Annotated in this window: 21 protein-coding genes; 9 read left to right on the top strand and 12 right to left on the bottom strand. The window is 63.2% G+C overall.

The annotated features are described in order from the left end of the window. The first annotated feature begins 6 nt into the window (after positions 1 to 6). Positions 7 to 1,269, top strand: a complete 1,263-nt coding sequence (pcaCD, locus tag HFRIS_RS02600; protein ID WP_006461666.1) for a bifunctional 4-carboxymuconolactone decarboxylase/3-oxoadipate enol-lactonase PcaCD — start codon at positions 7 to 9, stop codon at positions 1,267 to 1,269. Positions 1,270 to 2,074: 805 nt separating this feature from the next. On the opposite strand, the gene HFRIS_RS02595 is transcribed toward pcaCD, so the two are convergent. Genes HFRIS_RS02595 through HFRIS_RS02585 form a run of 3 tightly spaced genes read right to left on the bottom strand, consistent with a single transcriptional unit; the run spans position 2,075 to position 5,297 of the window. After that, a complete protein-coding gene (locus HFRIS_RS02595; RefSeq protein WP_006461665.1) occupies positions 2,075 to 3,259 on the bottom strand; it encodes an ABC transporter substrate-binding protein in 1,185 nt (394 codons plus the stop codon). A gap of 22 nt (positions 3,260 to 3,281) precedes the next feature. Then, entirely contained in the window at positions 3,282 to 4,238 is a 957-nt protein-coding gene (locus HFRIS_RS02590) for a PDR/VanB family oxidoreductase (protein ID WP_006461663.1), read from the bottom strand. Positions 4,239 to 4,247: 9 nt separating this feature from the next. Then, complete coding sequence (locus HFRIS_RS02585; RefSeq protein WP_006461661.1) at positions 4,248 to 5,297, bottom strand: aromatic ring-hydroxylating dioxygenase subunit alpha; 1,050 nt, start codon at positions 5,295 to 5,297, stop codon at positions 4,248 to 4,250. Between the two features lie 342 nt (positions 5,298 to 5,639). Between HFRIS_RS02585 and HFRIS_RS02580 the strand changes: the two genes are divergently transcribed. Next, entirely contained in the window at positions 5,640 to 6,149 is a 510-nt protein-coding gene (locus HFRIS_RS02580; protein ID WP_006461660.1) for a MarR family winged helix-turn-helix transcriptional regulator, read from the top strand. A gap of 15 nt (positions 6,150 to 6,164) precedes the next feature. Here the strand turns inward: HFRIS_RS02580 and HFRIS_RS02575 are convergent, their stop codons facing one another. After that, positions 6,165 to 7,070, bottom strand: a complete 906-nt coding sequence (locus tag HFRIS_RS02575) for a LysR family transcriptional regulator (RefSeq protein ID WP_039874051.1) — start codon at positions 7,068 to 7,070, stop codon at positions 6,165 to 6,167. Between the two features lie 169 nt (positions 7,071 to 7,239). Here HFRIS_RS02575 and HFRIS_RS02570 point away from each other — a divergent pair, with 169 nt between their 5' ends. Then, a complete protein-coding gene (locus HFRIS_RS02570; protein WP_006461658.1) occupies positions 7,240 to 8,433 on the top strand; it encodes an HD-GYP domain-containing protein in 1,194 nt (397 codons plus the stop codon). A 16-nt stretch (positions 8,434 to 8,449) separates the two neighbouring features. Here HFRIS_RS02570 and HFRIS_RS02565 read toward each other — a convergent pair whose 3' ends face one another. From HFRIS_RS02565 to HFRIS_RS02535, 7 genes are all read right to left on the bottom strand, one after another. Further along, positions 8,450 to 9,151: an ABC transporter ATP-binding protein gene (locus tag HFRIS_RS02565; RefSeq protein ID WP_006461657.1), complete on the bottom strand. Its 702-nt coding sequence runs from the start codon at positions 9,149 to 9,151 to the stop codon at positions 8,450 to 8,452. Further along, positions 9,144 to 9,917 (bottom strand): ABC transporter ATP-binding protein, encoded by a 774-nt coding sequence (locus HFRIS_RS02560; protein ID WP_006461656.1) that lies wholly within the window; start codon positions 9,915 to 9,917, stop codon positions 9,144 to 9,146. Before HFRIS_RS02560 ends, HFRIS_RS02565 begins: the two co-directional genes overlap by 8 nt. After that, positions 9,914 to 10,978: a branched-chain amino acid ABC transporter permease gene (locus HFRIS_RS02555; protein ID WP_006461655.1), complete on the bottom strand. Its 1,065-nt coding sequence runs from the start codon at positions 10,976 to 10,978 to the stop codon at positions 9,914 to 9,916. Before HFRIS_RS02555 ends, HFRIS_RS02560 begins: the two co-directional genes overlap by 4 nt. Then, positions 10,975 to 11,841 carry a branched-chain amino acid ABC transporter permease gene (locus tag HFRIS_RS02550; RefSeq protein WP_006461654.1) on the bottom strand — a complete coding sequence of 289 codons (867 nt, stop codon included), beginning with the start codon at positions 11,839 to 11,841 and terminating at the stop codon, positions 10,975 to 10,977. The genes HFRIS_RS02555 and HFRIS_RS02550 overlap by 4 nt, the downstream gene beginning before the upstream one ends. A gap of 266 nt (positions 11,842 to 12,107) precedes the next feature. Then, on the bottom strand, positions 12,108 to 13,310 hold the full coding sequence (pcaF, locus tag HFRIS_RS02545) for a 3-oxoadipyl-CoA thiolase (RefSeq protein WP_006461653.1): 1,203 nt from the start codon (positions 13,308 to 13,310) through the stop codon (positions 12,108 to 12,110). 38 nt (positions 13,311 to 13,348) lie between these two features. Further along, positions 13,349 to 13,990, bottom strand: a complete 642-nt coding sequence (locus HFRIS_RS02540; RefSeq protein WP_006461652.1) for a CoA transferase subunit B — start codon at positions 13,988 to 13,990, stop codon at positions 13,349 to 13,351. Continuing rightward, positions 13,987 to 14,661, bottom strand: a complete 675-nt coding sequence (locus HFRIS_RS02535; RefSeq protein WP_006461651.1) for a 3-oxoacid CoA-transferase subunit A — start codon at positions 14,659 to 14,661, stop codon at positions 13,987 to 13,989. Before HFRIS_RS02535 ends, HFRIS_RS02540 begins: the two co-directional genes overlap by 4 nt. A 351-nt stretch (positions 14,662 to 15,012) precedes the next feature. Between HFRIS_RS02535 and HFRIS_RS02530 the strand changes: the two genes are divergently transcribed. Next, entirely contained in the window at positions 15,013 to 15,951 is a 939-nt protein-coding gene (locus HFRIS_RS02530; RefSeq protein WP_006461650.1) for an IclR family transcriptional regulator domain-containing protein, read from the top strand. A gap of 140 nt (positions 15,952 to 16,091) precedes the next feature. On the opposite strand, the gene HFRIS_RS02525 is transcribed toward HFRIS_RS02530, so the two are convergent. After that, positions 16,092 to 17,204 carry a porin gene (locus HFRIS_RS02525; RefSeq protein WP_039874048.1) on the bottom strand — a complete coding sequence of 371 codons (1,113 nt, stop codon included), beginning with the start codon at positions 17,202 to 17,204 and terminating at the stop codon, positions 16,092 to 16,094. Positions 17,205 to 17,767: 563 nt separating this feature from the next. On the opposite strand from HFRIS_RS02525, the gene HFRIS_RS02520 reads away from it, so the two are divergent. The 5 genes from HFRIS_RS02520 to HFRIS_RS02500 all read left to right on the top strand — a co-directional run bounded on the left by HFRIS_RS02520 (position 17,768) and on the right by HFRIS_RS02500 (position 24,052). Then, positions 17,768 to 18,943 carry an ABC transporter substrate-binding protein gene (locus tag HFRIS_RS02520; protein ID WP_006461648.1) on the top strand — a complete coding sequence of 392 codons (1,176 nt, stop codon included), beginning with the start codon at positions 17,768 to 17,770 and terminating at the stop codon, positions 18,941 to 18,943. Positions 18,944 to 19,248: 305 nt separating this feature from the next. Next, positions 19,249 to 20,028, top strand: coding sequence for a crotonase/enoyl-CoA hydratase family protein (locus HFRIS_RS02515; protein ID WP_006461647.1), 780 nt, complete (start codon positions 19,249 to 19,251; stop codon positions 20,026 to 20,028). 110 nt (positions 20,029 to 20,138) lie between these two features. Next, positions 20,139 to 22,001, top strand: coding sequence for a feruloyl-CoA synthase (locus tag HFRIS_RS02510; RefSeq protein ID WP_006461646.1), 1,863 nt, complete (start codon positions 20,139 to 20,141; stop codon positions 21,999 to 22,001). A gap of 13 nt (positions 22,002 to 22,014) precedes the next feature. Beyond that, positions 22,015 to 23,268, top strand: a complete 1,254-nt coding sequence (locus tag HFRIS_RS02505) for a thiolase family protein (RefSeq protein ID WP_006461645.1) — start codon at positions 22,015 to 22,017, stop codon at positions 23,266 to 23,268. Positions 23,269 to 23,287: 19 nt separating this feature from the next. Continuing rightward, positions 23,288 to 24,052, top strand: a complete 765-nt coding sequence (locus HFRIS_RS02500; RefSeq protein WP_006461644.1) for an SDR family NAD(P)-dependent oxidoreductase — start codon at positions 23,288 to 23,290, stop codon at positions 24,050 to 24,052. The last annotated feature ends 10 nt before the right edge of the window (positions 24,053 to 24,062 follow it).

Raw genomic sequence — 24,062 nt, 5'->3', positions numbered from 1 at the left:
AACACCATGAGCTACGATCCGCTGGACCATGACTTCGAGCGCGGCATGCGCAACCGCCGCAGTGTGCTGGGCGATCAGTGGGTGGACCGGTCGGTGGCCAACGCCACCAACTTCAATGCCGACTTCCAGAATCTCATCACCCGCTTCGCCTGGAACGAAATCTGGGGCCGCCCCGGCCTGGACCACAAGACCCGCCGCATCATCGTGCTGGCCATCACCATCGCCCTGGGTCGCTGGGAAGAATTCGAACTGCACGTCCGCGCCGGCCTCACCGCCGATCCTGCGACCCGGCTCACGCCGGACGAAATGAAGGAAGTGATGATCCAGGCAGCAGTCTATGCCGGCGTCCCGGCGGGCAATACTGCCTTCACCCACGCGCAGAAAATCCTGCGTGAAGTGGGTGAGCAGATCGGCTATGTGGTTGCGCCGCAGGCGCCTGCCAACAGCGTGCATCCCGGCATCGGCCGTGCAGGTCGTACCTCATCTTCCCCGGCGCTGCATTACACCTTGCGCGAACCCCGTAACGGCAAGGCTCCGCGCCATACGGTGGTGCTGTCACATGCGCTGGGTGCCGACCTGATGATGTGGGATGGGCTGGCCAACAGGCTGTCGGCAGATTGCCGCGTGATTGCCTATGACCATCGCGGGCATGGCAGTTCGGAAAAACTGGATGGCCTCTACAGCATGGCCGACCTGGCCGACGATGCGGCGCGCCTGCTGCGTGAGCTCGATACCGGGCCGGTGGTGTTGGTGGGTCTGTCCATGGGTGGCATGGTGGGGCAAGAGCTGGCGTTGCGGCATCCCGGACTGGTGCGGGCGCTGGTGCTGGCCAATACCACCTCGGCCTATCCGGAGGCGGCGCAGGCGGCCTGGCAGCAGCGTATTGCTACCGTGCGTGCGGACGGAATCGAGGCGATTGCCGATGCCGTGATGGGGCGCTATTTCCATGAGGGCTTCCGGGCGGCGCAAGCGTCCACCGTGGCGCGCTATCGTCATCGGCTGGTCACTACCGATGCAGTGGGCTATGTCGGATGCTGTCATGCAGTCGGGACGGTGGATACCACTGCACGGCTGGGTGCCATCAAGGTGCCTACGCTGGTAATTGCCGGGGAGCTGGATCAGGGGACGCCTGTGACCATGGCACAGGTCCTGGTGGATGCGATTGCTGCTGCCCGGCTGGAGGTGATTGCCGGGGCTTCACATATCAGTGCGGTGGAGCAGCCTGTGGTGTTTGATGGGCTGGTTGCCGGGTTTATTGAAGGGTTGTGAATTTTTTGCTGGACTTGAGTAGTCTGCACGGAAATCTTTCCTGCGCCCTGGCTTAATGTCTATCTTTCTCCGGGCGGGACGGAGCGCCGGGGGCGGCCCGGCAGCCGCTCACTTTTCTTGCTTCGCCAAGAAAAGTAAGCAAAAGAAGGCGACCGCTACTGCCCCGCCCTCCTTCGGAGGGTCCCCACGTTGGCACCCACGAGAACGGGAAAAATAGAGTCGCTTCGCTCCCACTATTTTCCTGATCCGTTCTCGTGGGTGCCAACGCGGCGGGTCAGAAGCGGACAGCCGATCCGGCTCGCCTTCGGCTTCGCTGAGGGCTCGCTGGCGCTTCGGCTCTCTTCGATCAAGCAGATTGCTACAGCCCGCCGTTCCGCGAGCTATTTGCTTATCCGTTTCGACTTCAAATTCACCAACATCACATCGCCCCATCCGACAAAGCCGAAGGCGAGTCGGCCCATGGCGAGGCCGAAGGCGAGCCCGTATGGCTATTCCCCTTAGAGCCAGCCACCGCAGCGGAGCGAAAAGTGGACAAGAAAAATAGTGGGAGCGAAGCGACTCTATTTTTCCCACTTTTTGCTCTGCTGCGGTGGGGACCCTCCGCAGGAGGGCTGGCTCTCAGGGGTCGCCTTCTTTTGCTTACTTTTCTTGGCGAAGCAAGAAAAGTGAGCGGCTGCCGGGCCGCCCCCGGCGCTCCGTCCCGTCCGGAGAAAGATAGAAATTAAGCCAGGGCGCAGGAAGAACTTCCGTGCAGACTACCCCAGCCCAACAACCCAACGACAAAACTGCGAAATCACGAAACTACTCAAACCCCAGGATCCCGCACCTTCTCCACCTTATCGAATTCAACGTTGTAGAACTCATTCCCCTTAGCCTCAGCCTTGCGCATATACACGGTCTGCACAATATCCCGCGTCCCCGCATCGATGCTCACCGGCCCCCGCACACTCTCCCAGCTCATCCCCTTCATCGCCGCCAGCAACTTCTCACCATCGGCATCACCCCCCGTCTTCTTCAGCGACTCATACAGAAGATGCATACCGTCATAAGCCCCCACAGAATGGAAGTTGGCCCGCATCCCCTTATTGGCCTGCGTGATCCCCTCCACATACTCCTTGTTGGCCGCAGAAGCATGCGCCGCCGAATAATGATGACTGCTCACCACATCCTTGGCCGCCGCACCAATCCCTGCCATCAGATCATCATCCAGCACATCCCCGGTACAGATCAATCGTATTCCCGCTGCGCCCAGCCCACGCTCGGTGAACTGCTTGAGCACCGCCGCCCCCTCACCCGAGGGCACGAAGACGAACAACGCCTCCGGCCGCGCATCCTTCACCCGCTGCAGGAAGGGCGCATAGTCAGGATTGCGCAACGGCACCCGCACACTCTCCACCACCTTGCCGCCTGCCTCGCCGAAGGTCTTCACGAACACCTTCTCCGCATCCAGCCCCGGCCCATAATCCGACACGAAGGTCACCACGCTCTTGATCCCATTCTTCGCTGCCCATGACGCCAGCGGCGACGTCACCTGCGCCAGCGTGAAACCAGTACGCACGATATAGGGCGAACGCTGCACGATGATGGAGGTAGCCGCAGCCGTCACGATCATCGGCACCTTGGCCTGGGTCGCGATGGGAGCTGCCGCCAGCGCCAGCGGCGTCAGGCCGAAGCCCATCAGGACTTGTGCCTTGTCACGCGCCACCAGCTCCTGCGCCAGTCGCTTCGTGACGTCAGGTGAAACACCACCATCATCCTTGAGCAGGATGTCCACCTTGCGCCCGGCCACGCTGTCGCCGTTCTTCTGCTGGTACAGCTTCACCGCCGCCTCGATCTGCCGGCCCGTCGAGGCAAATGGCCCCGACATCGGCACGATCAGGCCCACCTTAACCGGGTCGGCGGCACGCGCCAGCAAGGGCAGTCCCGTCGCAGTCAGTGCTGCGCCGGCCAGCATCAATTGGCGGCGCCTTGCATCGATCAATTCGCTCATCGTGTCTCCTCTCTTTAGTTATTCAAAGATCCAGCACCAGCAATGCGCTCTTGGCGCGGGAACAACAAGGGGTGAACTGGTCATTGGCGGCGCGCTCCTCATCGGTCAGGTACTGATCGCGATGATCGGGCTCACCCTCCAGCACGCGGGTGAGGCAGGTGCCACAGATGCCCTGCTCGCACGACACCGGTACATCCACGCCATGCTCGGACAGCACCTGGATCACCGTGCGCCCGGGCGGGATGGCATAGACCTGGCCGCTGCTAGCCAGCTTCACGTCGAAGGCGGCGTTGCCATCGGCCTGCACCGGTGCTGCGCCGAAATACTCGAAGTGCAGCTGCGACTCCGGCCAGCCACGCCTGCGGGCCGTCTCCAGCACATGCGCAATAAAGCCGGTGGGGCCGCAGACATAGAGACGGGTGGCGGGATCGGTCCTGGACAGCAAGGCGTCGAGGTCGAGTTTCTGATCGTCCTCGCCATCGTCGTAGTGATGCTCGACGCGATCGGCGAAGGTCGACGCGGCAATGCGCTCGCGAAATGCCTGGCGCGCGGGAGAGCGCGCACAGTAGTGCAGCTCGAACGAATCCCCGGCGGTGGCCAATGCCTCTGCCATGCAGAGAATGGGGGTGACACCGATGCCGCCGGCCAGCAGCAGGCTATGCGGCGCCGGCTGCAATGCAAACTGGTTGCGCGGCGCGCTGATGGTGATGAGGTCGCCTACCTTCAGCGCATCATGCACGGCCAGCGAACCGCCACGCGACTGCGGATCGCGCAGGACGCCGATCTGGTAGCGCTGCCGTTCATGCGGCGCATTGCACAGCGAATACTGGCGCAACAAGCCGCCCGGCAGATGCACATCGATATGCGCCCCGGCGGCAAACTCCGGCAACGGTCCACCATCGACGGCCACCAGCTCCAGGCCGATGATGCCCTCGGCCTCTTCGCGACGTGCGGCGACCTTGACCTGCAATGTCGTCATGCTGCCCCCTTATGCCGCTGCGGCCTTGCCGGCCTCGACGTCGCGGGCCAGCCACTTGTCGAGGATCTTGCGCGACTGCACGCCGCCGGCATCGATGTTCAGTGCCAGCAGGCGCCGCTCGGGATACTTCAGCAGGTTGGCCTGCTGCAGTTCCAGCATTTCACGGTCCTCGCCGAAGATCTTGCCCTGGCCGTCCCGAATGGTGGCCGTCAGCTCCTGATCCTCGGGACGGAAATGACGTGCCATGCCCCAGAAGTACCAGTGCGAGGTCTCGGTCTCGGGCGTGATGAAGTCGACCACAATGCTGGATGCCTTGTGCTGCGCGGGCGCCTCGTAGCCGCCATGGCCGGCATGGGCCACACCGACTTCGATCATGACGTGGCTGGGTGGGGTGAAGCGACAGACCTGCCAGCGATCCACCGGGACATCATCGGCCAGGCCATTGCCGCGCAAGGCCATGCGCCAGAACGGCGGCGCCATGATGTTTTCCATGTAGCGACTGGTGATGACCTGCTCACCTTCGACGCGGGTGTTCACGGGAGCCTCGTCGATTTCCTTCTGGCCGATGCTGGAGGCATGCACATAGGTCTCGTGCGTGAGGTCCATCAGGTTGTCGATCATCAGCCGGTAATCGCAGTTGATGTGATAGAGACCGCCACCGTAGGCCCACTCCGGGTTGTCTGCCCATTCGAGATGATGGATCAGGGCCGGGTCGGCCAGCTCCTTCTCGCCCGGCCAGACCCAGATGAAGCCATAGCGTTCCACCACCGCAAAACTGCGGATGCACGGGAAGCCGCGCACCCGCTGGCCAGGCATGCTGACGGGCTTGCCATCGCATCCCATCTCCAGACCGTGATAGCCACACACCAGCTGGCCGTCGCGCACGAAACCCAGTGACAGCGGCGCACCGCGATGCGGGCAGAAATCCTCCACCGCCGCGACCTGGCCTTCGGCGCCACGATAGAACACGATCTTCTCACCGCAGATCTGGCGGCCCAGCGGCTTGCTGGCAATTTCGTCGGGGGTACAGGCAACGTACCAGGCATTCTTGGGGAACATGACGGTCTCCTCTCGGGTGAATTCCTCAATCGGCGCGCAGCACGGACGGCCGGCGCCATGATCAGTCTCGGGTCTCTTGCTTGTTTGTTGATCCGCAGGTCTGTTGATTCTGTTGATCCAGATCCTGTCGGGTCTCCTGCTTTTTTGTTTTAATATTCAGTACACTGAATGTATGGGAAAAGTATCCGCCAATCCGCTGCGCAAGTAAACTCACTGGCGGAGTTTTTTCGTTGCGCATTGCATCAATTGTTTGAGGGAAAGCGCGGGCCTGCCCTACACTGCCGCTCACCTCGTTGCCCGCCGATCCGAATTGCGAGCCACGGCTCATCGACTGAACACACCATGTCCACCACACCGCACCCCGACCAAGAAAGCCAGCTGATCGACCTGTACGAACATCCCGGTCACCTGTTGCGGCGCGCCCAGCAGATTTCGGTCTCGATCTTCCATGACGAGATCGGCGGCGTGGTCACGCCGGTGCAATACGCCATCCTGCGCATGCTCTCCAACCACCCCGGCATCGATCAGGTGACGCTGTCCGGACTGGTGGCCATCGACACGTCCACCGGTGCCACCGTCTGTGCGCGGCTGGAAGAAAAAGGTCTGCTGGTGCGCGAAGTGATTCCGCACAACCGCCGCCAGCGCGCCCTGCGCATCACGCCGGCCGGCGAGGCCCTGCTGCAGGAACTGATTCCCGGATTGCAGCGGCTGCGCAAGCGCATCCTGGCACCGCTGGATGACGCCGAAAAAGCGCAATTCATGCTGCTGCTGGACAAGCTGGTGCACGAAAACAACCCGCATAGCCGCGCCCCGCTGGCCAGGTTGCGCAACGAAAGCTGCGACGAGGACTGAGGCCGGTCCCACTTGCTACATACCCGTCGGAAACAGCGCCGTCGTCAGGCTGCGCAGCCAGGCATTGCCGCCATCCTTGTGATACTTGCGATGCCAGTGCTGCTTGAGGTCCAGGGATGGCATCTCGAACCCGGGCTCCACCAGCCGGATATTGGAAAAGCGTGCCACGAACTCGCCGAAGGCACGCGGGACAGTGGCGATCAGGTCGGAGGTGGCGATCAACAGCGGGATGGACATGAAATGGGAAGTCGACAGGACTACCCGACGCCTGATCTTGCGACGTAGCAGGAAACGCTCGCACATGGGTTCGTCACGGCCTTCGGCATTGATGACGATATGCCCCATGGCAAGGAACTGATCCAGACTGATCTCCTGCGCCAGCAGCGGATGTTCGGCGCGCAGCAGGCAGACGAAATCGTGCGAAAACAGCCGTTGCTGGAAGAAGTTACGGTTCTTCAAGTCGGGAAAATAGCCGATGGCCAGGTCCACCTCGCCGCTTTCCAGTGCCACGACCAGTGCCTCGGGCGACATCGTCACCGTCTCCACGGAGGCATGCGGAGCCTCGTCGCGAACCCGCTGCAGCAACCTCGGCAGCAACATCAGCTCACCGATATCCGACAGCGCCAGCACGAAACGCTTGGTGGTCGTGGCTGGCGTGAATTGTTCGCTGGCCAGCACTTCGGCATGGACCCGCTGCAGGATTTCGCGGGTGGGGTCGATCAGGGTGCAGGCGCGCGGTGTCGGCTGCATGCCGCGCCCGGTCTTCACGAATAGCGGATCACCCAGTGCGCTGCGCAGTTTGTTGAGCGCCATGCTCACCGCAGGCTGGCTCATGTCGAGCTTCCTTGCAGCCGCGCTGACACTGCGCTCCTCGAAGATTGCCAAGGCGATCGGCAATAGATTCAGATCGAAATTGGCCATTCTCCCCTCCCATTTCCCACATGAAAGATGCCGAACATACAGCGCCTGAAAATAGTTACCAATTCCAATGTCGAATAAACGTTATTCGTAATTAATGGATTCTCAAATAAAGTCAGAACGGTATGATTACGCGACGATAGTTTCCGCACGGACATACCCCGTCCACAACATGCTCAAGAAGATCAATGTCGCGGAGCTGGTCCTCGGGATGTACTTTTGCGGCTTCGACGCCGGCTGGCTCAATCATCCGTTCTGGAAGACCCGCTTCCTGCTCAAGCACGAGAACGACCTGGAACAGGCACGCGCCAGCGGCATCGCCTATTGCTGGATCGATATTTCGCGTGGTCGGGATGTGATGGCGGTGGTCGAAGATGATCGAATGACGGTGCCGTCAGGAGCCCCTCGGGACGGTGATGAAGATGCCGCCCTTGCTGTCGGGGCCATCGTAGCCAGGACGGCCGATGACCCGGCCCAGGAGCAGGCCATCGCCCTGCGCGAACATGCACGGGAGCTCACCCGCAGCATGTTCACCGCGGCCCGCATGGGCAAGGTGGTAGCACTACCGCAATGCGTGGACCTGGTGGAAGAGATCGCCTGCTCTGTGCTGCGCGATCCGACCGGCTTGCTCAGCGTACTGCGCCTCAAGCTCAATGACGAATATACCTACCTGCACTCGGTAGCGGTATGCGCGCTGATGGTGGCCCTGGGCAGGACGCTGGGATTGAGCGAGTCGGCCTGTCGCGAGGCAGGGCTGTGCGGTTATCTGCATGATGTGGGCAAGGCCTTCATCGACGACGACATCCTCAACAAGCCCGGCAAGCTCAGCGACGAGGAATTCGCCCTGATCAAGCGACATCCGGAACTGGGGTACCAATACCTGATCCAGAACCCGGACATGCCCGCCTATGCCTGCGAGGTCTGCCTGCATCACCATGAAAGGCTGGACGGGCGCGGCTATCCCGATGCCCTGGCAGCCGACGCAATCACCCAGTACACCCGGATGACGGCGATCTGCGACGTCTATGACGCGCTGACCTCGGAGCGCCCCTACAAACAGGGTTGGGACCCGGCCGATGCGCTCTACCAGATGGCCAGCTGGGAAGGGCATTTCGATCGCCGCCTATTGCTGGCTTTCGTCAAGACCTTGGGCATCTACCCGGTAGGCTCGCTGGTACGACTGGAGTCGGGACTGGCGGGGCGGGTGATCCGCCAGAACCCTGCCGACCTGACTCGCCCGGTCGTGCAGGTCTTGCATACCCGGGACGAACACGACATCGGCAGCAACGGCGTGCTCGACCTGATGGCCTGGCCACGGACGGACGGCATCGTGCAACGCGGCCAGGATGCGAACCCTGCCAGCTGATATCCGCGGACTCAGTTCAGGCCACTGCCACCAGGCGGTTCAGTTTCTCGCCATCGTCGAGCAGGCTCTGGCTGTCGGAGGCATGCACGATACGCCCACGATCCAGCACGATGGCACGCTGCGTGAGCGAGAGTGCCATGCGGGCGTGCTGCTCCACCACGATCACCGACATGCCCTCCTCGCTGACCAGGCGACGGATCACCTTGAGCAGTTCCTGCACGATGATCGGGGCCAGGCCTTCCATCGGTTCATCCAGCAACAGGATGCTGGGGCTGACCATGAGAGCACGGGCGATGGCCAGCATCTGCTGCTCGCCACCGGAGAGCTGGTTGCCCATATTGTTGCGGCGTTCATGCAGGCGCGGGAAGATCTGGTAGATCTTTTTCAGGTCCCACTGGCCACCGCGTTCGACCACGGTGAGATGTTCTTCCACCGACAGTGAGGGGAACATGAAACGTTCCTGCGGCACCCACCCCAGGCCCGCATGGGCGCGCTTGTGCGTGGGCACGCGCACGATGTCGCCACCGCGCCAGCGGATGCTGCCGCCATGCATGCGGGTCAAGCCCATCAGGGTGATCAGCAGGCTGGTCTTGCCCACCCCGTTGCGCCCCAGCAGGGCCAGGCTCTCGCCTTCGTTCATCGCGAAGGACACGTCTTCCAGCACGATGGATTCGCCATACCCGGCGGTCACTTTCTCCAGCGTCAGCAGTTCACGCATGTTCGGCCTCCCCCAGATAGACTTCCCTGACCCGCTGGTCGGCGGCGATCTCGGCCGGCGTTCCCTCCACCAGCACCTTGCCGCCCACCAGCACGGTGATGCGCTCGGCGAAGCGGAACACCAGTCCCATGTCATGCTCGATGAAGACGATGGTGACCTCGCGCGGCAATTGCGCGATGACTTCGAAGAGTTCACGACTCTCGGCCGAGGGGATGCCTGCCGCCGGCTCATCCAGCAGCAATACCTTGGGCCGGGTGGCCAGGGCCAGCGCAATCTCGACCAGCCGCTGCCTGCCGTAGGCCAGACTGCGGGTCAGGGTGTTGGCGTCCTGTTCCAGCTTGAGGGAAGTCAGCAGGGACATGGCTTCCTCCACCACCTCGGTCTGGCTGGCCACGGTCTGGTACCACTTGTATTGCATGCCGCGCCGTTCCTGGATCGCCAGCACCACCGACTCCAGCACGGTCAGGCCGGCGAAGAGGGTATTGATCTGGAAGGTTCGGGTCATGCCGCGCTTGACGCGTTCATGCTGCGGCAGGGCCGTGATGTCTTCGCCGCCGAACCAGACCTTGCCGCTGCTGGGGGCAAAGCCGCCGGTGAGCAGGTTGATGAAGGTGGTCTTGCCGGCGCCGTTGGGGCCGATCAGGGCATGGCGCGCCCCGGGAGCGAAACTGAGCGAGACATCGCTGTTGGCAACGAAACTGCCCCAGCGCTTGGTCAGACCTTCCGTGCGCAGCGTGGTGTCACCGATGGATGGATGCGGGCTCATGCGCGGCCTCCCTTGAAGAATTTGTCACGCAGCACGGCCAGGCCTCCCAGCAAACCCCCACGGGCGAACAGCACGATCACGATCAGCAGCAGGCCGATCCAGAATTGCCAGTAGGCCGGATTGAGCCCGGACAGATAATCCTGCGCCAGCATGTAGACCAGCGCACCAACCAGGCCGCCATACAGGCGACCGGTACCGCCCAGCACCAGGATGATCAGCAACTCGGCCGAGCGCGGAAAACCCAGCACGTCCAGGCCGACGAACTGCGTGGTCTGCGCCAGCAGCGCACCGGCCACACCGGCCACCGCAGCGGCGACGGTGAAGATCACGACCAGCCGGCGGCTGACATCGGCACCGATGGCGGGCATGCGGCGCCCTCCTTCGCGGATGCCTCTGAGCCCCAGACCGAACGGTGAATTGACCAGCCGCCGCAAGACCACGAACAGGACCAGCAGCACCGCGAAGCTATACGCATAGGCCACGCGTCCGTTGAGGTCGAACTCGAAGACACCGAAGATCTTGCTCATCACCATGCCCGAGAGCCCATCGACACCGCCGGTGATGAAGGCCGCCTTGTTGGCAGCTTCGAACAGCATCAGGCCGATGCCCAGCGTCACCATCAGGCGGGTCAGGTCAGCCCCGCGCACCACCAGGAAGCTCACCAGGAAGCCGGCGATGGCGGCCACCACTGCTGCCAGCAGCAGGCCGGTGATCGGCTCACCCCACCCGTGCACGGCCAGCAGACCTGCCGTGTAGGCGCCCAGCCCGAAGAAGGCCGCATGGCCCAGCGAAACGATGCCGGCATAGCCCAGGATCAGGTCCAGCGAGATTGCGAACAGGCCCACGATCATGATCTGGCTGATCAGCACCAGGTAATCGGGGAAGATGAAATAGGCGGCTACCGGCAAGAGCCAGAACAAGATCTCCAGCGGCGTCCAGCGGTCATTGGGCAGGTGCAGGGCAGGCTTCATGGTCGGCTTTCCCGGACTGACGGCGGAGGTGGTGGAGGTGGAGGTGGAGGCGGTCGAGGTAGAAGTCGAGGCGGAGTTCACGATGCTCATCCGCGCCTCCGCATCAGTCCGGCCGGGAACAGGATCAGCAGCACCACCATCAGACCATAGATGACGAAGGCACCGATCTCCGGCACATAGTATTTACCGGCCACGTCGAACACGCCCAGGATGATGGCCGCCAGCAGCGGCCCTTTGATGGTACCGGCACCACCCACGGCCACCACCAGCAGGAAATAGACCATGTACTTGACCGGGAAGGTCGGGTCCAGCCCCAGCACGTCGATGCCCAGACCGCCGCCGAGACCGGCCAGGCCCGAACCAAGCGCGAAGGTCAGGCTGAACACGCGGCTGACGTTGATACCCAGTCCGGCGGCGGCCACCTGGTTATCCACCGAGGCCCGGATCTGTGCGCCGAAGCGCGTGCGTTCGATCAGCAGGCCCAGGGCCAGCGTGACAATCACCACCACGCCAATCAGGAAGAGGCGATAGGCGCCCACATCCAGTCCGAACAAGGAGACCTGGCCTCGCAACCAGTCCGGCAGCACCACCGGTTGCTGGGTCGGCCCCCACTGCCAGGTGGCGCCGGCCACGGCCATGAAGGTCAGGCCGATGGAGAACAGCACCTGATCCAGGTGGCTGGCCTTGTAGAGACGGCGATACAGGGAACGTTCCAGCACCAGTCCGACCACGGCAGCCGCCAGGAAGGCCAGGGGCAGGGTCGCGAGGAAGGGGACACCCATGCGATTGAGCAGGCTGACGCAGACGTAGCCGCCCAGCATGGCAAAGGCGCCGTGCGCCAGGTTGATGAAGTTCATCATGCCCATCGTCACCGACAGGCCGACGCTGATCAGGAATAGCAGGCTGCCGTAGGCGATGCCGTCGAAGAGCACACCGAGGAAGTTGCCTAGCATGGCGCAGCTCCCCGATGACGGTGCGTGGGTGCGGCCGCACGCGGCGCGCAATCATGGTGTCGATGCATGATGCGATGTGTCTCCTATTCTGGCCTGCGGCTCTGTGTTGGTGGCCGCTTGGTGATGGGATGGTACTTTTTTCTATTGTGCTGCTTTTTCCTCTATGCCTGCCTGATCAATTTTCAGAATCACATCAACCATCTTCATGGTTGATCGAACGATGGGGATGGTGCAGCCAGGTGCATCGCCGCACCATCCCGCTGTCATCACACGCGTTCGATCACCATGGCGATGCCCTGCCCCACGCCGATGCACATGGTGCACAGCGCGTAGCGGCCACCGGTGCGTTCCAGCTGGTAGAGGGCGGTGGTCACCAGGCGGGCGCCACTCATGCCCAGCGGATGACCCAGCGCGATCGCGCCGCCATTGGGATTGACCCGCGCATCGTCGTCAGCCACGCCCAATTCGCGCAGCACGGCCAGACCTTGCGAGGCAAAGGCTTCGTTCAGTTCGATCACATCCATCTGTTCGATGCGCATGCCGAGTTGCGCCAACAGCTTCTTGCTGGCCGGGGCCGGGCCCATGCCCATGATGCGCGGTGCGACGCCGGCCGTGGCCATGCCCAGGATGCGGGCACGTGGCTTGAGCCGGTGTTGCTCGGCCGCCTCGGCACTGGCCAGCAGCAAGGCGCAGGCGCCATCGTTGACACCCGAGGCATTGCCGGCGGTGACCGTGCCATCGGGCTTGACCACGCCCTTCAGGCGGGCCAGCGCTTCCATGCTGGTGGCACGCGGATGCTCATCCTGCGTCACGGTGACGGGGTCGCCCTTCTTCTGCGGGATCACCACCGGCACGATCTCCTGCGCCAGATTGCCATTGGCCTGTGCGGCGGCGGCCTTGGCCTGGCTGCGCACGGCGAACTGGTCCTGGTCCTCGCGGCTGACCTTGTAGTCGACGGCGACGTTCTCGGCCGTCTCGGGCATGGCATCCACACCATATTTCTGCTTCATCAAGGCATTGACGAAGCGCCATCCGATGGTGGTGTCCTGGATCGCGGCCTGGCGCGAGAAGGCGCTATCGGCCTTGCCCATCACGAAGGGAGCGCGAGTCATCGACTCGACCCCGCCGGCGATCATCAACCCGGTCTCGCCGGACTTGATGGCGCGCGCGGCGGTCCCCAGGGCGTCCATGCCCGAACCGCACAGGCGGTTGATGGTGCTGCCCGGCACTTCCTGCGGCAGACCGGCCAGCAGCAGCGACATGCGGGCGACGTTGCGGTTGTCTTCGCCGGCCTGGTTGGCGCAGCCGAAGATGACGTCATCGACCGCGCTCCAGTCCACCTGCGGATTGCGCTCCATCAGCGCGCGCAGCGGTACCGCGCCCAGATCGTCGGCACGCACGTCCTTGAGCGCGCCGCCGTAGCGACCGATGGGGGTGCGGATGGCGTCACAGATAAATACGTCTTTCATGCATTCCTCGCAGCGAAAATTGGTTGACTCGAACGGACTCAGGCCGCCGGGCGCAGCGGTGCACCGGTCAGCTCCTGCAGTTGTTCGAAGGACAGGCCCTCGACGATCTCGCGCACCTGCAGTCCCTGCGGGGTGACGTCGATGACGGCCAGGTCAGTGTAGATGCGGTTGACGCAGCCGATGCCGGTGAGCGGATAGGCGCAGGCCTGGACCAGCTTGCTTTCGCCGGTCTTGGTCTGGTGATCCATCATCACGAACACCTGCTTGGCGCCGATGGCCAGGTCCATCGCTCCGCCCACGGCGGGGATGGCGTCCGGCGCGCCGGTATGCCAGTTGGCCAGGTCACCCGTGGCCGACACCTGGAAGGCACCCAGCACGCAGATGTCGAGGTGGCCGCCACGCATCATGGCAAACGAATCGGCATGGTGGAAATAGGCACCGCCGGTCAACAGCGTCACTGGCTGCTTGCCGGCATTGATGAGGTCTTCGTCTTCCTCGCCGGGCGCCGGGGCCGGGCCCATACCGAGCACGCCGTTTTCGCTGTGCAGGAAGATTTCCTTGTCGGCCGGCAGGTAGTTGGCGACCTTGGTGGGCAGGCCGATACCCAGGTTCACGTAGGCGCCTTCGGGAATGTCCTGGGCCACGCGCGCGGCGATCTGTTCACGGGTAAAGCGATTCATTGCTGTGCCTCCTTGGTTTGCACGATCCGCTGCACGAAGATGCCGGGAGTGATGATGTTTTCCGGATCGAGCTGGCCCAGTTCCACCACCTCGCTGACCTGGGCGATGGTGCATTTGGCGGCCATGGCCATGATCGGACCGAAGTTGCGGGCGGTCTTGCGATACACCAGGTTGCCCCAGCGGTCGCCACGCAGCGCCTTGATGAGCGCGAAGTCGGCGTGGATCGGCGACTCCAGCACATAGTGGCGGCCGTTGATCTCGCGGGTCTCCTTGCCTTCTGCCAGCATGGTGCCGTAGCCGGTGGGGCTGAAGAAACCGCCAATACCGGCACCGGCGGCGCGGATGCGCTCGGCCAGGTTGCCTTGTGGGGTGAGTTCCAGTTCGATCTCGCCGGCACGGTAGAGTGCATCGAAGACATGGGAATCGGTCTGACGCGGGAAGGAACAGATGATCTTCTTCACCCGCTTGGTCTTGAGCAGCGCCGCCAGGCCGGTGTCGCCGTTGCCGGCATTGTTGTTGACGATGGTCAGGTCGCGCGCGCCCTGGGCGATCAGCGCATCGATCAGGGCCGATGGCATGCCGGCATTGCCGAAGCCGCCGATCATGATGGTGGCGCCATCATGGATGTCGGCCACCGCCTGCTCCAGGGAGTCAGAAATTTTATTGATCACGTTGCTCTCACTTTAGATGCGGCGCCTGGGGCTGCGCCTGCTGGATATCCCGCCATCTGGTTTGCCACGTTGCAGCCGGGCGGGCGTGTTGCACGGGCTCGTCTCGGTCGGTGTCTGCGGACATTTGAGGCTTGCTGTCGGACTGACTTTTTCCGGCACTCAATGTTCGATCACCGAACTAATGTTTGATTTTCGCACAAAAAGAGTTTAGCGATCCGGCTTGACGGCCGTCAAGAAAAACCGGCAGGATGTGTTCGCTTGCCGCACAAAACGTTAAAATCCGGACGCAATCGGCGCCGTCCGAAACCCGAGCCGTCCTGAACCATCCGCCCAGAGAGCCCATCCGAGCCCATGTCCACCGCACCCGCCGCCAAGACCCGCAAGACTGCTGCCAAAAGCAGCGCCACAGCTGCCTCCACCGCAGATGCCAAGGCCGGCAAGAGCAGCCGGGCCAAGAGCAAGGAAGTCGCTGTCGCCCCCACTGCCGCGACCGAGGTGGAACGCGAGCTGACCATCGCCGAGGAAATCGACGCCCTCACCGACCCCAGCTTCATGACCTCCCTGGCGCGTGGCCTGGCGGTGATCCGCGCTTTCAGCGATTCGCGCCGCAGCCTGACCATCGCCCAGATCAGCCAGAAGACCGGGATCCCGCGTGCGGCAGTGCGACGTTGCCTGCACACCTTGAAGCAACTGGGCTATGCCGATTCGGACGTCAACAATTTCTCGCTGCGCCCCAAGATATTGACGCTGGGCTATTCCTATCTGTCGTCCACGCCGCTGACCGTTTCTGCACAGCCCTACCTGAACAACATCAGCCGTACCCTCGGCGAATCCTGCTCGCTGGCCGTGCTGGACGACAACGAAGTGCTCTACGTGGCCCGCTCGGCCACCTCGCGCGTGATGTCGGTAGCACTCAATACCGGCAGCCGGCTGCCGGCCTACTGCACCTCGCTCGGTCGTGCCATGCTGGCGCACCTGCCGGACGACCAGTTGAGGGCCTATTTCGACAAGGTCAAGCTGCGCGCCCTCACCGAGAAAACGGTGGTCTCGCAAAAACGCCTGCGTGACATCCTGGCCGGCGTGCGCGAAAACGGCTACGCGGTCATCGATGAAGAGCTGGAAGTGGGTCTGCGTTCCATTGCGGTTCCCGTGCGTGGCGCATCCGGCAACGTACTGGCGGCCCTGAACGTGGGCGCCCAGGCCGCACGTGTATCGCGCCAGCAGATGGAAGAAGAGATCCTGCCGGTGCTGCTGCGCGGTGCGCAGGAACTGTCAGTCCTGCTGCCCTGAAAAAAACCGGCCCGGCCCCTCTTGCGGGGAGCCGGACCGAAGACAAAAACAGACCCTGTCTTTGTCGTGCCGCGGATGTCGGCGCGCCCTCTCTGCCTGCGGACGCGCCATCCTCCTCAAGAGCGTTCCAGCGACCTCACTCAGAAGGTGTGACGGATGCCCGACATCACGCCCAGCTGGTTCTTGCCCGCCCCCACGGTGCCACCCGCATCGATGGCCACCGCTGCAGTGCCGCCATTCTTGATGTAACCCAGCGAGGTATACAGCGCAGTGCGCTTGGACAGGTTGTAGGTCAGACGTGCCACCGACAGGGTGACATCGTTGGGGCTGTTCTTCACCGACAGGCGCGACACCTGTGCATCCAGCACCAGGGCCACGGACAGCGGATAGCTCACGCCCAGGTAGTAGAGATCAGAATCGGTATTGACGTTGGCAGCCGCGCGGGTGCGGCGATCCACCACACCGCCACCCAGCTTGACGTCACCGATCATGAAGTAGCCATTGAGCGTGATGCGCTGATCGCTGTTGCTGCTGCTGGTGAGACCGCCGCTGGCACCGGTATTGCCATACAGGATGTCGTAGGAACTGGTCACGCCCCAGCCCTTGCCGTCATAACCCAGCAGACCGGTTACCTGGCGGCAGGCCTTGCTGTTGCCGGCCACTTCACCGGGGCAGTTGGTCGCTGCCGGTCCGCCGGTGGCCGACGTGTCGCGACCGAAGCTGTAGGTCGCGCCGACGGTGAAGCCGCTGAAGTTGCCGAGGTAGCCGATGGCGTTGTCGCTACGGGCATTGGGCAGGTAGGCATCGATGCTACCGATGGCGAAGATGTTGGGCCCCATGACGTCGGTCTTCAACTGCGACAGATAGGTCATGTTGACCTGGCGTCCCAGCATGATCTGACCCCAGTCGCCTTTCAGGCCAACGTAGGATTGGCGCCCGAAGATGCGGTTGCCCTGCCCCATCGAACCCGTGTCAGGCGCGAAGCCGCTTTCCAGCACGAACATCGCCTGCAGGCCGCCGCCCAGGTCTTCCGTACCCTTGAAGCCGATGCGTGAGGGGAAACTGCCGGTCAGCGACGGCATCTTGAACACCGAATTGCCATTGGCGTTGGCATTGGTGGTGTAGACCACGCCGGTATCGACGATACCGTAGATGGTTACCGAACTCTGGGCCAGCGCCGAACCGGCCGTACCTGCACAAGCACATGCTGCCGCGGCCAGGGCCACTGCGCGCAAGGTCATTTTCTTTGTCATTGCCATCTCCTCCTGATTTCTATGAATGATGATTGGCCGGTCTGCTGCCGTAGAGCGTTGTCCTCCTCACGCTCTCCGACGATTCGCCGCTCGCCGGGCCGGGTCACTTCCAATACCGTCAGTCCCTCCGGTGTTGCCGATATTGCGGGTGTTGCTCTTGCGAATTCTTCGATGCCACTACGGCAAGCTGGCCAGGCGCGGGCGTAAAAGGGCCCCTGCCCCATGGTTCAGGCCATCGGCATATTTACTGGCGGACACTATTTGTGTCGCCTCACCAAATACGAGTTGGTCGACACCACCAGGCGGGCGTCGCAGAAAGATTCGTCTCGTTGCTTATTTTTTATAACTTTTATTGGCCGTTCGGTAACCGCACATCGGTTTGTTTACCGAACGGATGGTGCGATACTATTGTCGGCACCGAAGCTTTGTCAACAAGGCGAGCCAAGGAAGAGAAATCGATGCGTCGTCCGAGTGCAACAGTCGGACCGGCGATGCCACAATCACGACGGCACCAGAACCGCCTGCCCATCGCCCCTCACCACAATCACAAAGGAGACTGAAAAATGACGTTCAAGAAAATCGCGTTGCTGGCCCTGCTGGCGACTTCCCAGATCATGACAGTTGCGTCCGCACGGGCCGAGGAAACCATCAAGGTCGGTCTGGTCGCGGCCTTCTCCGGGCCCTTCGCCGACTACGGCAAGCAGATGGAGGGCGGCATCAAGGCATGGATGGCGCAGCATGGCGATCAGGTCGCGGGCAAGAAGGTACAGATCATCATCAAGGACACCACCGGTCCGGCGCCGGAGATCGCCAAGCGCCTGGCGCAGGAGTTGGTCGTGCGCGACAAGGTGGACTTCCTGGCCGGCTTCGGCCTCACGCCGGAAGCGCTGGCCGTGGCGCCGATTGCGGAGCAGGCCAAGAAACCGATGATCATCATGAATGCCGCCACCTCGATCATCACCACCAAGTCCAACTACATCGCCCGCTTCTCGATGACGCTGCCGCAGGTCTCCGGCCCCATGGCGACCTGGGCGTTGAAGAACGGCATCAAGCGGGTAGTCACGCTGGTGGCCGATTATGGCCCGGGCATCGATGCCGAGACCGCCTTCAAGACCAACCTGCTGGGCGGCGGTGGCCAGGTGCTGGAATCGATCCGGGTGCCGCTGCGCAATCCGGAGTTCGCGCCCTACATCCAGCGCATCAAGGATGCCAAGCCGGAGGCAGTGTTCATCTTCGTGCCGGCCGGTGAGCAGAGCATTGCGTTCATGAAGGGGTATCGTGAGCGCGGCCTGGCCGAGGCTGGCATCAAGGTGATTGCCACCGGTGACCTGACCGACGATCACGTCATGCCCGCCATGGGCGAGGCCACGCTGGGCGTGATCACCACCTTCCACTATTCGGCCGCCCATGATTCGCCGGAGAACAAGGCTTTCCTGAAAAGCTTCGCCGCCGCCAATCCTGGCGCGGGACGTCCCAACTTCATGGCCGTGGCAGCCTATGACGGCATGAATGCGATCTACGAGGTCAGCAAGAAACTCAATGGCAAGATCGATGGCGACAAGGCCATGGCCATCCTCAAGACCATGAAGTTCATGAGCCCGCGCGGACCCATTGCCATCGACCCGGCCACCCGCGACATCGTGCAGACGGTCTATGTGCGCAAGGTGGAGAAGATCGGCAACGAAGCCTACAACGTCGAGTTCGACAAGTTCGAGAACATGAAGGACACCGGCAAGTAGTCCTTGCCATGCCCACGGGAAACGCCGGTGATGCACTGCACACCGGCGTTTTTTCTTGGCGTATGTACATGGCATGCGGGCTGGCACTGCACGTCCGAAAAAAGAGCAGGCCAGGACAGCGCAACGCAGCATCGACGTATCGGTGACACGCACAAAAATATGTTCGGCTACCGCCCGCTTTTGCGAATAACGCACAACACGCAACACTGATGGCGCTTGCATTTGCGCCCATCTTACTTATACTAAATAAACGTTATAACTTATAACTAATTTCAAAAAAACCTACGGGCATGACCAGAGACAGCATGAACCAGCACAGCGACCTTCTCGACATCCAAGTGCACGGCGCCATCGCCGAGATCGCACTCAACCGCGCCGCCAAACGCAATGCCCTCAACGACCCACTGGTACGCGCCATCCGCGATTGCTTCGAGAACCTGCCGGCGGGCGTGAAGGTCGCCATCGTCCATGGCAAGGGCGAGCACTTCTGCGCCGGACTGGACCTGTCCGAACTGCGCGCACGCGACACCAGCGAATCCATGCACCACTCGCGCATGTGGCATGCCGCCTTCGAACAGATCGGCTTCGGCCGGGTACCGGTGATCGCCGTGCTGCACGGCGCAGTCATCGGCGGTGGCCTGGAACTGGCAGCGGCTGCCCACATCCGGGTGGCCGAGCCGAGCGCCTTTTATGGCCTGCCGGAAGGGCAACGCGGTCTCTTCGTCGGCGGCGGCGGTTCGGTGCGCATCTCGCGCCTGATCGGCGTGGCGCGCATGGCCGACATGATGCTGACCGGGCGCGTGCTGAACGCCGAAGAAGGTCACCAGGCCGGCATCTCGCAATACAGCGTGGCCGCTGGTGCGGGACTGGACAAGGCGCGCGAGTTGGCAGAACGCATCGCCGGCAACGCACCGATGACCAACTACGGCGTCATGCATGTGCTGCCGCGCATCCACGACCAGTCGATCCAGGATGGATTGATGACCGAATCCCTGATGGCGGCGGTGGCCGGCAGCGATCCCGATACCAAGGGACGGCTGGCAGCCTTCCTCGATCACAAGCAGAACAAGGTCAGGCCGGGCTGAGTACGTCCGGCGCAGGGGCCAGGACAGGACCAGAAAGTCAGTAATACAGCGCAATACATAACAACACCACTGCCCGACCACGATCGGGCAGTCAGACAACAGAGACATGTATGAACACTCCACCTCGCTATCGCAGCGTCAGGTTCGGCATCGGCGGCGTTGACGTCGTCGCCGGCGCTGACGGCACCTCCATCGTCAGGACGCGCCAGCCACTGCAGGACTATCCGGCGCGCCTGACCGACAAGCTGATCCACTGGGCCACGGTCGATCCCGAGCGCACCTACATGGCCCGCCGCGACCAGGACGGCCAATGGCGCCGCATCAGCTACGGCCAGGCCCTGCAGAGTGCGCGCCGTATCGGCCAGGCGCTGCTGCAGCGGGGATTGTCGGCCGAACGTCCTCTGCTGATCCTGTCCGAGAATGACCTGGAACATGCCATGCTGGTGCTGGGTTGCCATTACGCGGGCGTACCTTATGCGCCGGTGTCCTCGGCGTATTCGCTGCTCTCCAGGGATTACGCCAAGCTGCGCCACGCGGTGCAGTTGCTCACCCCCGGCCTGATCTTCGCCGCCCATGGCGAGAAGTTCGCGGCTGCCGTCGCGGCAGTGGCGCCGGAGATCGAATTCGTGGTCACCGAAGCACCGCCACCAGGGCGCGCATGCACGCTCTTCGCAGAACTTGATGCTACCCGTGCCGGCGACGAGGTCGAACGCGCCTATGCCGCCACCGGGCCGGACACCATCGTCAAGTTCCTCTTCACCTCGGGCTCGACCAAGATGCCCAAGGCGGTCATCAACACCCAACGCATGATGTGCAGCAACCTGCAGATGATCGTGCAGACCTTCCCTTTCCTGGCCGAGGAGCCGCCGATCCTGATCGACTGGCTACCCTGGAACCATACCTTCGGCGCCAACCATAACGTGGGCATCGTGCTCTACAACGGCGGCACCATGTACATCGACGAAGGCAAGCCGACCCCGCAGGGACTGGCCACCACCCTGGCCAACCTGCGCGAGATCGCGCCCACCGTCTACTTCAACGTGCCGGTGGGCTGGGAAGGCATTGCCCACGCACTGGAAAAGGACGAGGCCCTGCGCCGTACCTTCTACAGCCGCCTGCGCATGCAGTTCTACGCCGGCGCGGCCCTGGCGCAGCCGGTATGGGACAAGCTGCATGCCACCGCCGAAGCCACCTGCGGCGAGCGCATCGTGATGTCCTGCGGACTGGGCATGACGGAGACCTCGCCCTCGGCCCTGTTCGTGGTGGATCACCAGGTCAAGGCGGGGCAGATCGGTATCCCCACGCCGGGCATGGAGATCAAGCTGGTCCCCAATGGCGACAAGATCGAGATCCGCTATCGCGGTCCCAATGTCACGCCCGGCTACTGGCGGGCACCGGAACAGACCGCCGAGGCCTTCGACGAAGAGGGCTACTTCCGCTCCGGCGACGCGGTGCGCTGGCTCGACGCGGCCCATCCGGATCGCGGCTTCATGTTCGATGGTCGGGTGGCGGAGGACTTCAAGCTCTACACCGGCACCTGGGTCAGCGTCGGCCCGCTGCGTGCATTGATCGCCCATGAGGGCGCGCCCTACCTGCAGGATGCCGTCATCACCGGCCAGGACCGCAACGAGGTCGGCATGCTGATCGTCCCCAACATCGAGCGCTGCCGCCAACTGGCGCGCCTGCCGGCGGAAGCGTCGCGGGCCGAGGTCCTGTCGGCACCCGCCGTACGCGGCTTCTTCCAGGGCGTGCTGGACCGTCTGCAGACACATGCCACGGGCAGTTCCAATCGCGTGATGCGGGCGCTGGTGCTGATTGACCCACCCTCCTTCGACCGTGGCGAGATCACCGACAAGGGTTCCATCAACCAGCGTTCGGTACTGACACACCGCGCCGCGCTGGTCGAGGCGCTGTACGCCGGCACCGCCCCGGACTTGCTTACGGCACAGGCCGCGCTCACAACCGCTCACTGAGGAAGCATTGCACATGGCACAGGCAGCGTTCTATTCAAGCTTCAAGGATATCTGGCTCATCGGCGGCGTACGCACGCCCATGGTCGACTACTGCACCAGCTTCAGCCAGCTTTCGCCCACCGACATGGGGATCAAGGTGGCCCGCGAGGTACTCGCACGCACCGGCGTGGCGGCCGCCGACATCGGCTCGGTCATCGCCGGCAACATGGCCCCTGGCGACGCCTACCAGTACATGCTGCCGCGTCATATCGGCCTGTACGCCGGCGTGCCGATCACCACCCCGGCCATCATGGTCCAGCGCATCTGCGGTACCGGCTTCGAACTGATCCGCCAGGCCGGCGACCAGATCGAACGCGGCTACACCGAAACCGCCCTGATCGTGGGCAGCGAGTCGATGACCCGCAATCCCATCGTCGCCTTCGCCCACCGCAGTGGCTTCAGGCTGGGCGCGCCGGTGGAATTCCAGGACTACATGTGGGAAGCGCTGGTTGATCCGGCCCCCGGTATCACCATGCCGCAGACCGCCGAAAACCTGGCCAGGAAATATGGCATCACCCGCGCCGAGGTCGATACCTACGCCGCCTATTCCTTCGAGCGCGCATTGAAGGCGCAGGCCGCCGATTTCCATGCGGGCGAGATCGTGCCGGTGGTCAACGAGACCTTCCACCTGGAGGGCTACAACGACCGTCACATCAAGCTGCAAGGCAAGCTCACCGAAGCGGCCGCCGACACCCATCCGCGCCCGTCGCCGGTGGACGTGCTGGGCAAGCTGCGCACCCTCTACCCGGATGGCGTGCAGACCGGCGGCAACAGCTCGGCGCTGGTCGATGCGGCGGCAGCCACCATCGTCGCCTCCGGCGACTATCTGCGGCGCCATGACAAGGCACCGCTGGCCCGCGTGGTCGCCGCCGCCGTGGCCGGTGTGCCGCCGGAGATCATGGGCATCGGCCCGGTGCCGGCCATCCGCACGCTGCTGGAACGCAATGGCCTGACGGTGGCCGACATCGGCTGCTTCGAGATCAACGAAGCGCAGGGCGCGCAGATCGTGGCGGTGGAGCGCGAACTGGGCATCGATCGTGAACGCCTCAACGTCAATGGCGGCGCCATCGCCCTGGGTCACCCGCTGGCAGCCACCGGCGTGCGCCTGTCGATCACGGCGGCACGCGAAATGAATCGTCGGGAAGCCCGCTACAGCATCGCCTCGGCTTGCATCGGCGGTGGCCAGGGCATCGCCCTGCTACTGGAAAACCCGGCGGCTTCCCACTGAATCGAGAAGGACTCTTACCATGCAACTGCAAGGACAAGCCGCACTGGTCACCGGCGGCGCCTCCGGCCTCGGGGCCGAGACCGTGCGCCAGCTGGTGCACGCCGGCGCCCGCGTTTCCATCCTCGACGTGAACGTCGAAGCGGCACAGGCGCTGGCGGCCGAATTGAATTGCCACGCCGCACGCTGCGACATCACCGACAGCGCCTCGGTCGAGGCTGCGCTGGACGCCGCGCAGCAAGCCAATGGCGTACCACGCATTCTCATCAACTGTGCCGGCATCGGCGGTGCCAAACGCATGATCGGCAAGGACGGCAGCGCCATGCCGCTGGAGGACTTCAGCCGCATCGTCAACGTCAACCTGATCGGCACCTTCAACGTGATCCGCCTGGCGGCCGCCCGCATGGCCGCAACCGACGCGCTGGAAGACGGCGAACGCGGCGTGATCGTGGCCACCGCCTCGGTGGCGGCTTTCGACGGCCAGGTCGGGCAGGCCGGCTATGCGGCCTCCAAGGGTGGCATCACCGCCATGACGCTGCCACTGGCACGCGACCTGGCGCAATACGGCATCCGCGTGGTCACCATCGCACCGGGTCTGTTCCTGACGCCCCTGCTCTACAAGCTGCCGGACGAAGTACAGCAGTCGTTGGCCTCGAGCATCCCCTTCCCAAAACGCCTGGGCAAGGCCGAAGAGTATGCGCAACTGGCGCTGCATATCGCCACCAACCTGTCGCTCAACGGCGAGGTGATCCGCCTGGATGGCGCACTGCGGCTGGCGCCGCGTTGAGGAGAGCGAC

The organism is Herbaspirillum frisingense GSF30, assembly GCF_000300975.2.
Lineage (GTDB): Bacteria > Pseudomonadota > Gammaproteobacteria > Burkholderiales > Burkholderiaceae_D > Herbaspirillum > Herbaspirillum frisingense.
Note: the sequence above shows the minus strand (reverse complement) of the source record. Positions and strands in the feature narration are given on the sequence as shown.

What these genes read in the sequence shown, in the direction of transcription:
- pcaCD (WP_006461666.1), top strand. Translation starts at nt 7, where the DNA reads ATGAGCTACGATCCGCTGGACCATGACTTCGAGCGCGGCATGCGCAAC.
- HFRIS_RS02595 (WP_006461665.1), bottom strand. Translation starts at nt 3,259, where the DNA reads ATGAGCGAATTGATCGATGCAAGGCGCCGCCAATTGATGCTGGCCGGC.
- HFRIS_RS02590 (WP_006461663.1), bottom strand. Translation starts at nt 4,238, where the DNA reads ATGACGACATTGCAGGTCAAGGTCGCCGCACGTCGCGAAGAGGCCGAG.
- HFRIS_RS02585 (WP_006461661.1), bottom strand. Translation starts at nt 5,297, where the DNA reads ATGTTCCCCAAGAATGCCTGGTACGTTGCCTGTACCCCCGACGAAATT.
- HFRIS_RS02580 (WP_006461660.1), top strand. Translation starts at nt 5,640, where the DNA reads ATGTCCACCACACCGCACCCCGACCAAGAAAGCCAGCTGATCGACCTG.
- HFRIS_RS02575 (WP_039874051.1), bottom strand. Translation starts at nt 7,070, where the DNA reads ATGGCCAATTTCGATCTGAATCTATTGCCGATCGCCTTGGCAATCTTC.
- HFRIS_RS02570 (WP_006461658.1), top strand. Translation starts at nt 7,240, where the DNA reads ATGCTCAAGAAGATCAATGTCGCGGAGCTGGTCCTCGGGATGTACTTT.
- HFRIS_RS02565 (WP_006461657.1), bottom strand. Translation starts at nt 9,151, where the DNA reads ATGCGTGAACTGCTGACGCTGGAGAAAGTGACCGCCGGGTATGGCGAA.
- HFRIS_RS02560 (WP_006461656.1), bottom strand. Translation starts at nt 9,917, where the DNA reads ATGAGCCCGCATCCATCCATCGGTGACACCACGCTGCGCACGGAAGGT.
- HFRIS_RS02555 (WP_006461655.1), bottom strand. Translation starts at nt 10,978, where the DNA reads ATGAGCATCGTGAACTCCGCCTCGACTTCTACCTCGACCGCCTCCACC.
- HFRIS_RS02550 (WP_006461654.1), bottom strand. Translation starts at nt 11,841, where the DNA reads ATGCTAGGCAACTTCCTCGGTGTGCTCTTCGACGGCATCGCCTACGGC.
- pcaF (WP_006461653.1), bottom strand. Translation starts at nt 13,310, where the DNA reads ATGAAAGACGTATTTATCTGTGACGCCATCCGCACCCCCATCGGTCGC.
- HFRIS_RS02540 (WP_006461652.1), bottom strand. Translation starts at nt 13,990, where the DNA reads ATGAATCGCTTTACCCGTGAACAGATCGCCGCGCGCGTGGCCCAGGAC.
- HFRIS_RS02530 (WP_006461650.1), top strand. Translation starts at nt 15,013, where the DNA reads ATGTCCACCGCACCCGCCGCCAAGACCCGCAAGACTGCTGCCAAAAGC.
- HFRIS_RS02525 (WP_039874048.1), bottom strand. Translation starts at nt 17,204, where the DNA reads ATGACAAAGAAAATGACCTTGCGCGCAGTGGCCCTGGCCGCGGCAGCA.
- HFRIS_RS02520 (WP_006461648.1), top strand. Translation starts at nt 17,768, where the DNA reads ATGACGTTCAAGAAAATCGCGTTGCTGGCCCTGCTGGCGACTTCCCAG.
- HFRIS_RS02515 (WP_006461647.1), top strand. Translation starts at nt 19,249, where the DNA reads ATGAACCAGCACAGCGACCTTCTCGACATCCAAGTGCACGGCGCCATC.
- HFRIS_RS02510 (WP_006461646.1), top strand. Translation starts at nt 20,139, where the DNA reads ATGAACACTCCACCTCGCTATCGCAGCGTCAGGTTCGGCATCGGCGGC.
- HFRIS_RS02505 (WP_006461645.1), top strand. Translation starts at nt 22,015, where the DNA reads ATGGCACAGGCAGCGTTCTATTCAAGCTTCAAGGATATCTGGCTCATC.
- HFRIS_RS02500 (WP_006461644.1), top strand. Translation starts at nt 23,288, where the DNA reads ATGCAACTGCAAGGACAAGCCGCACTGGTCACCGGCGGCGCCTCCGGC.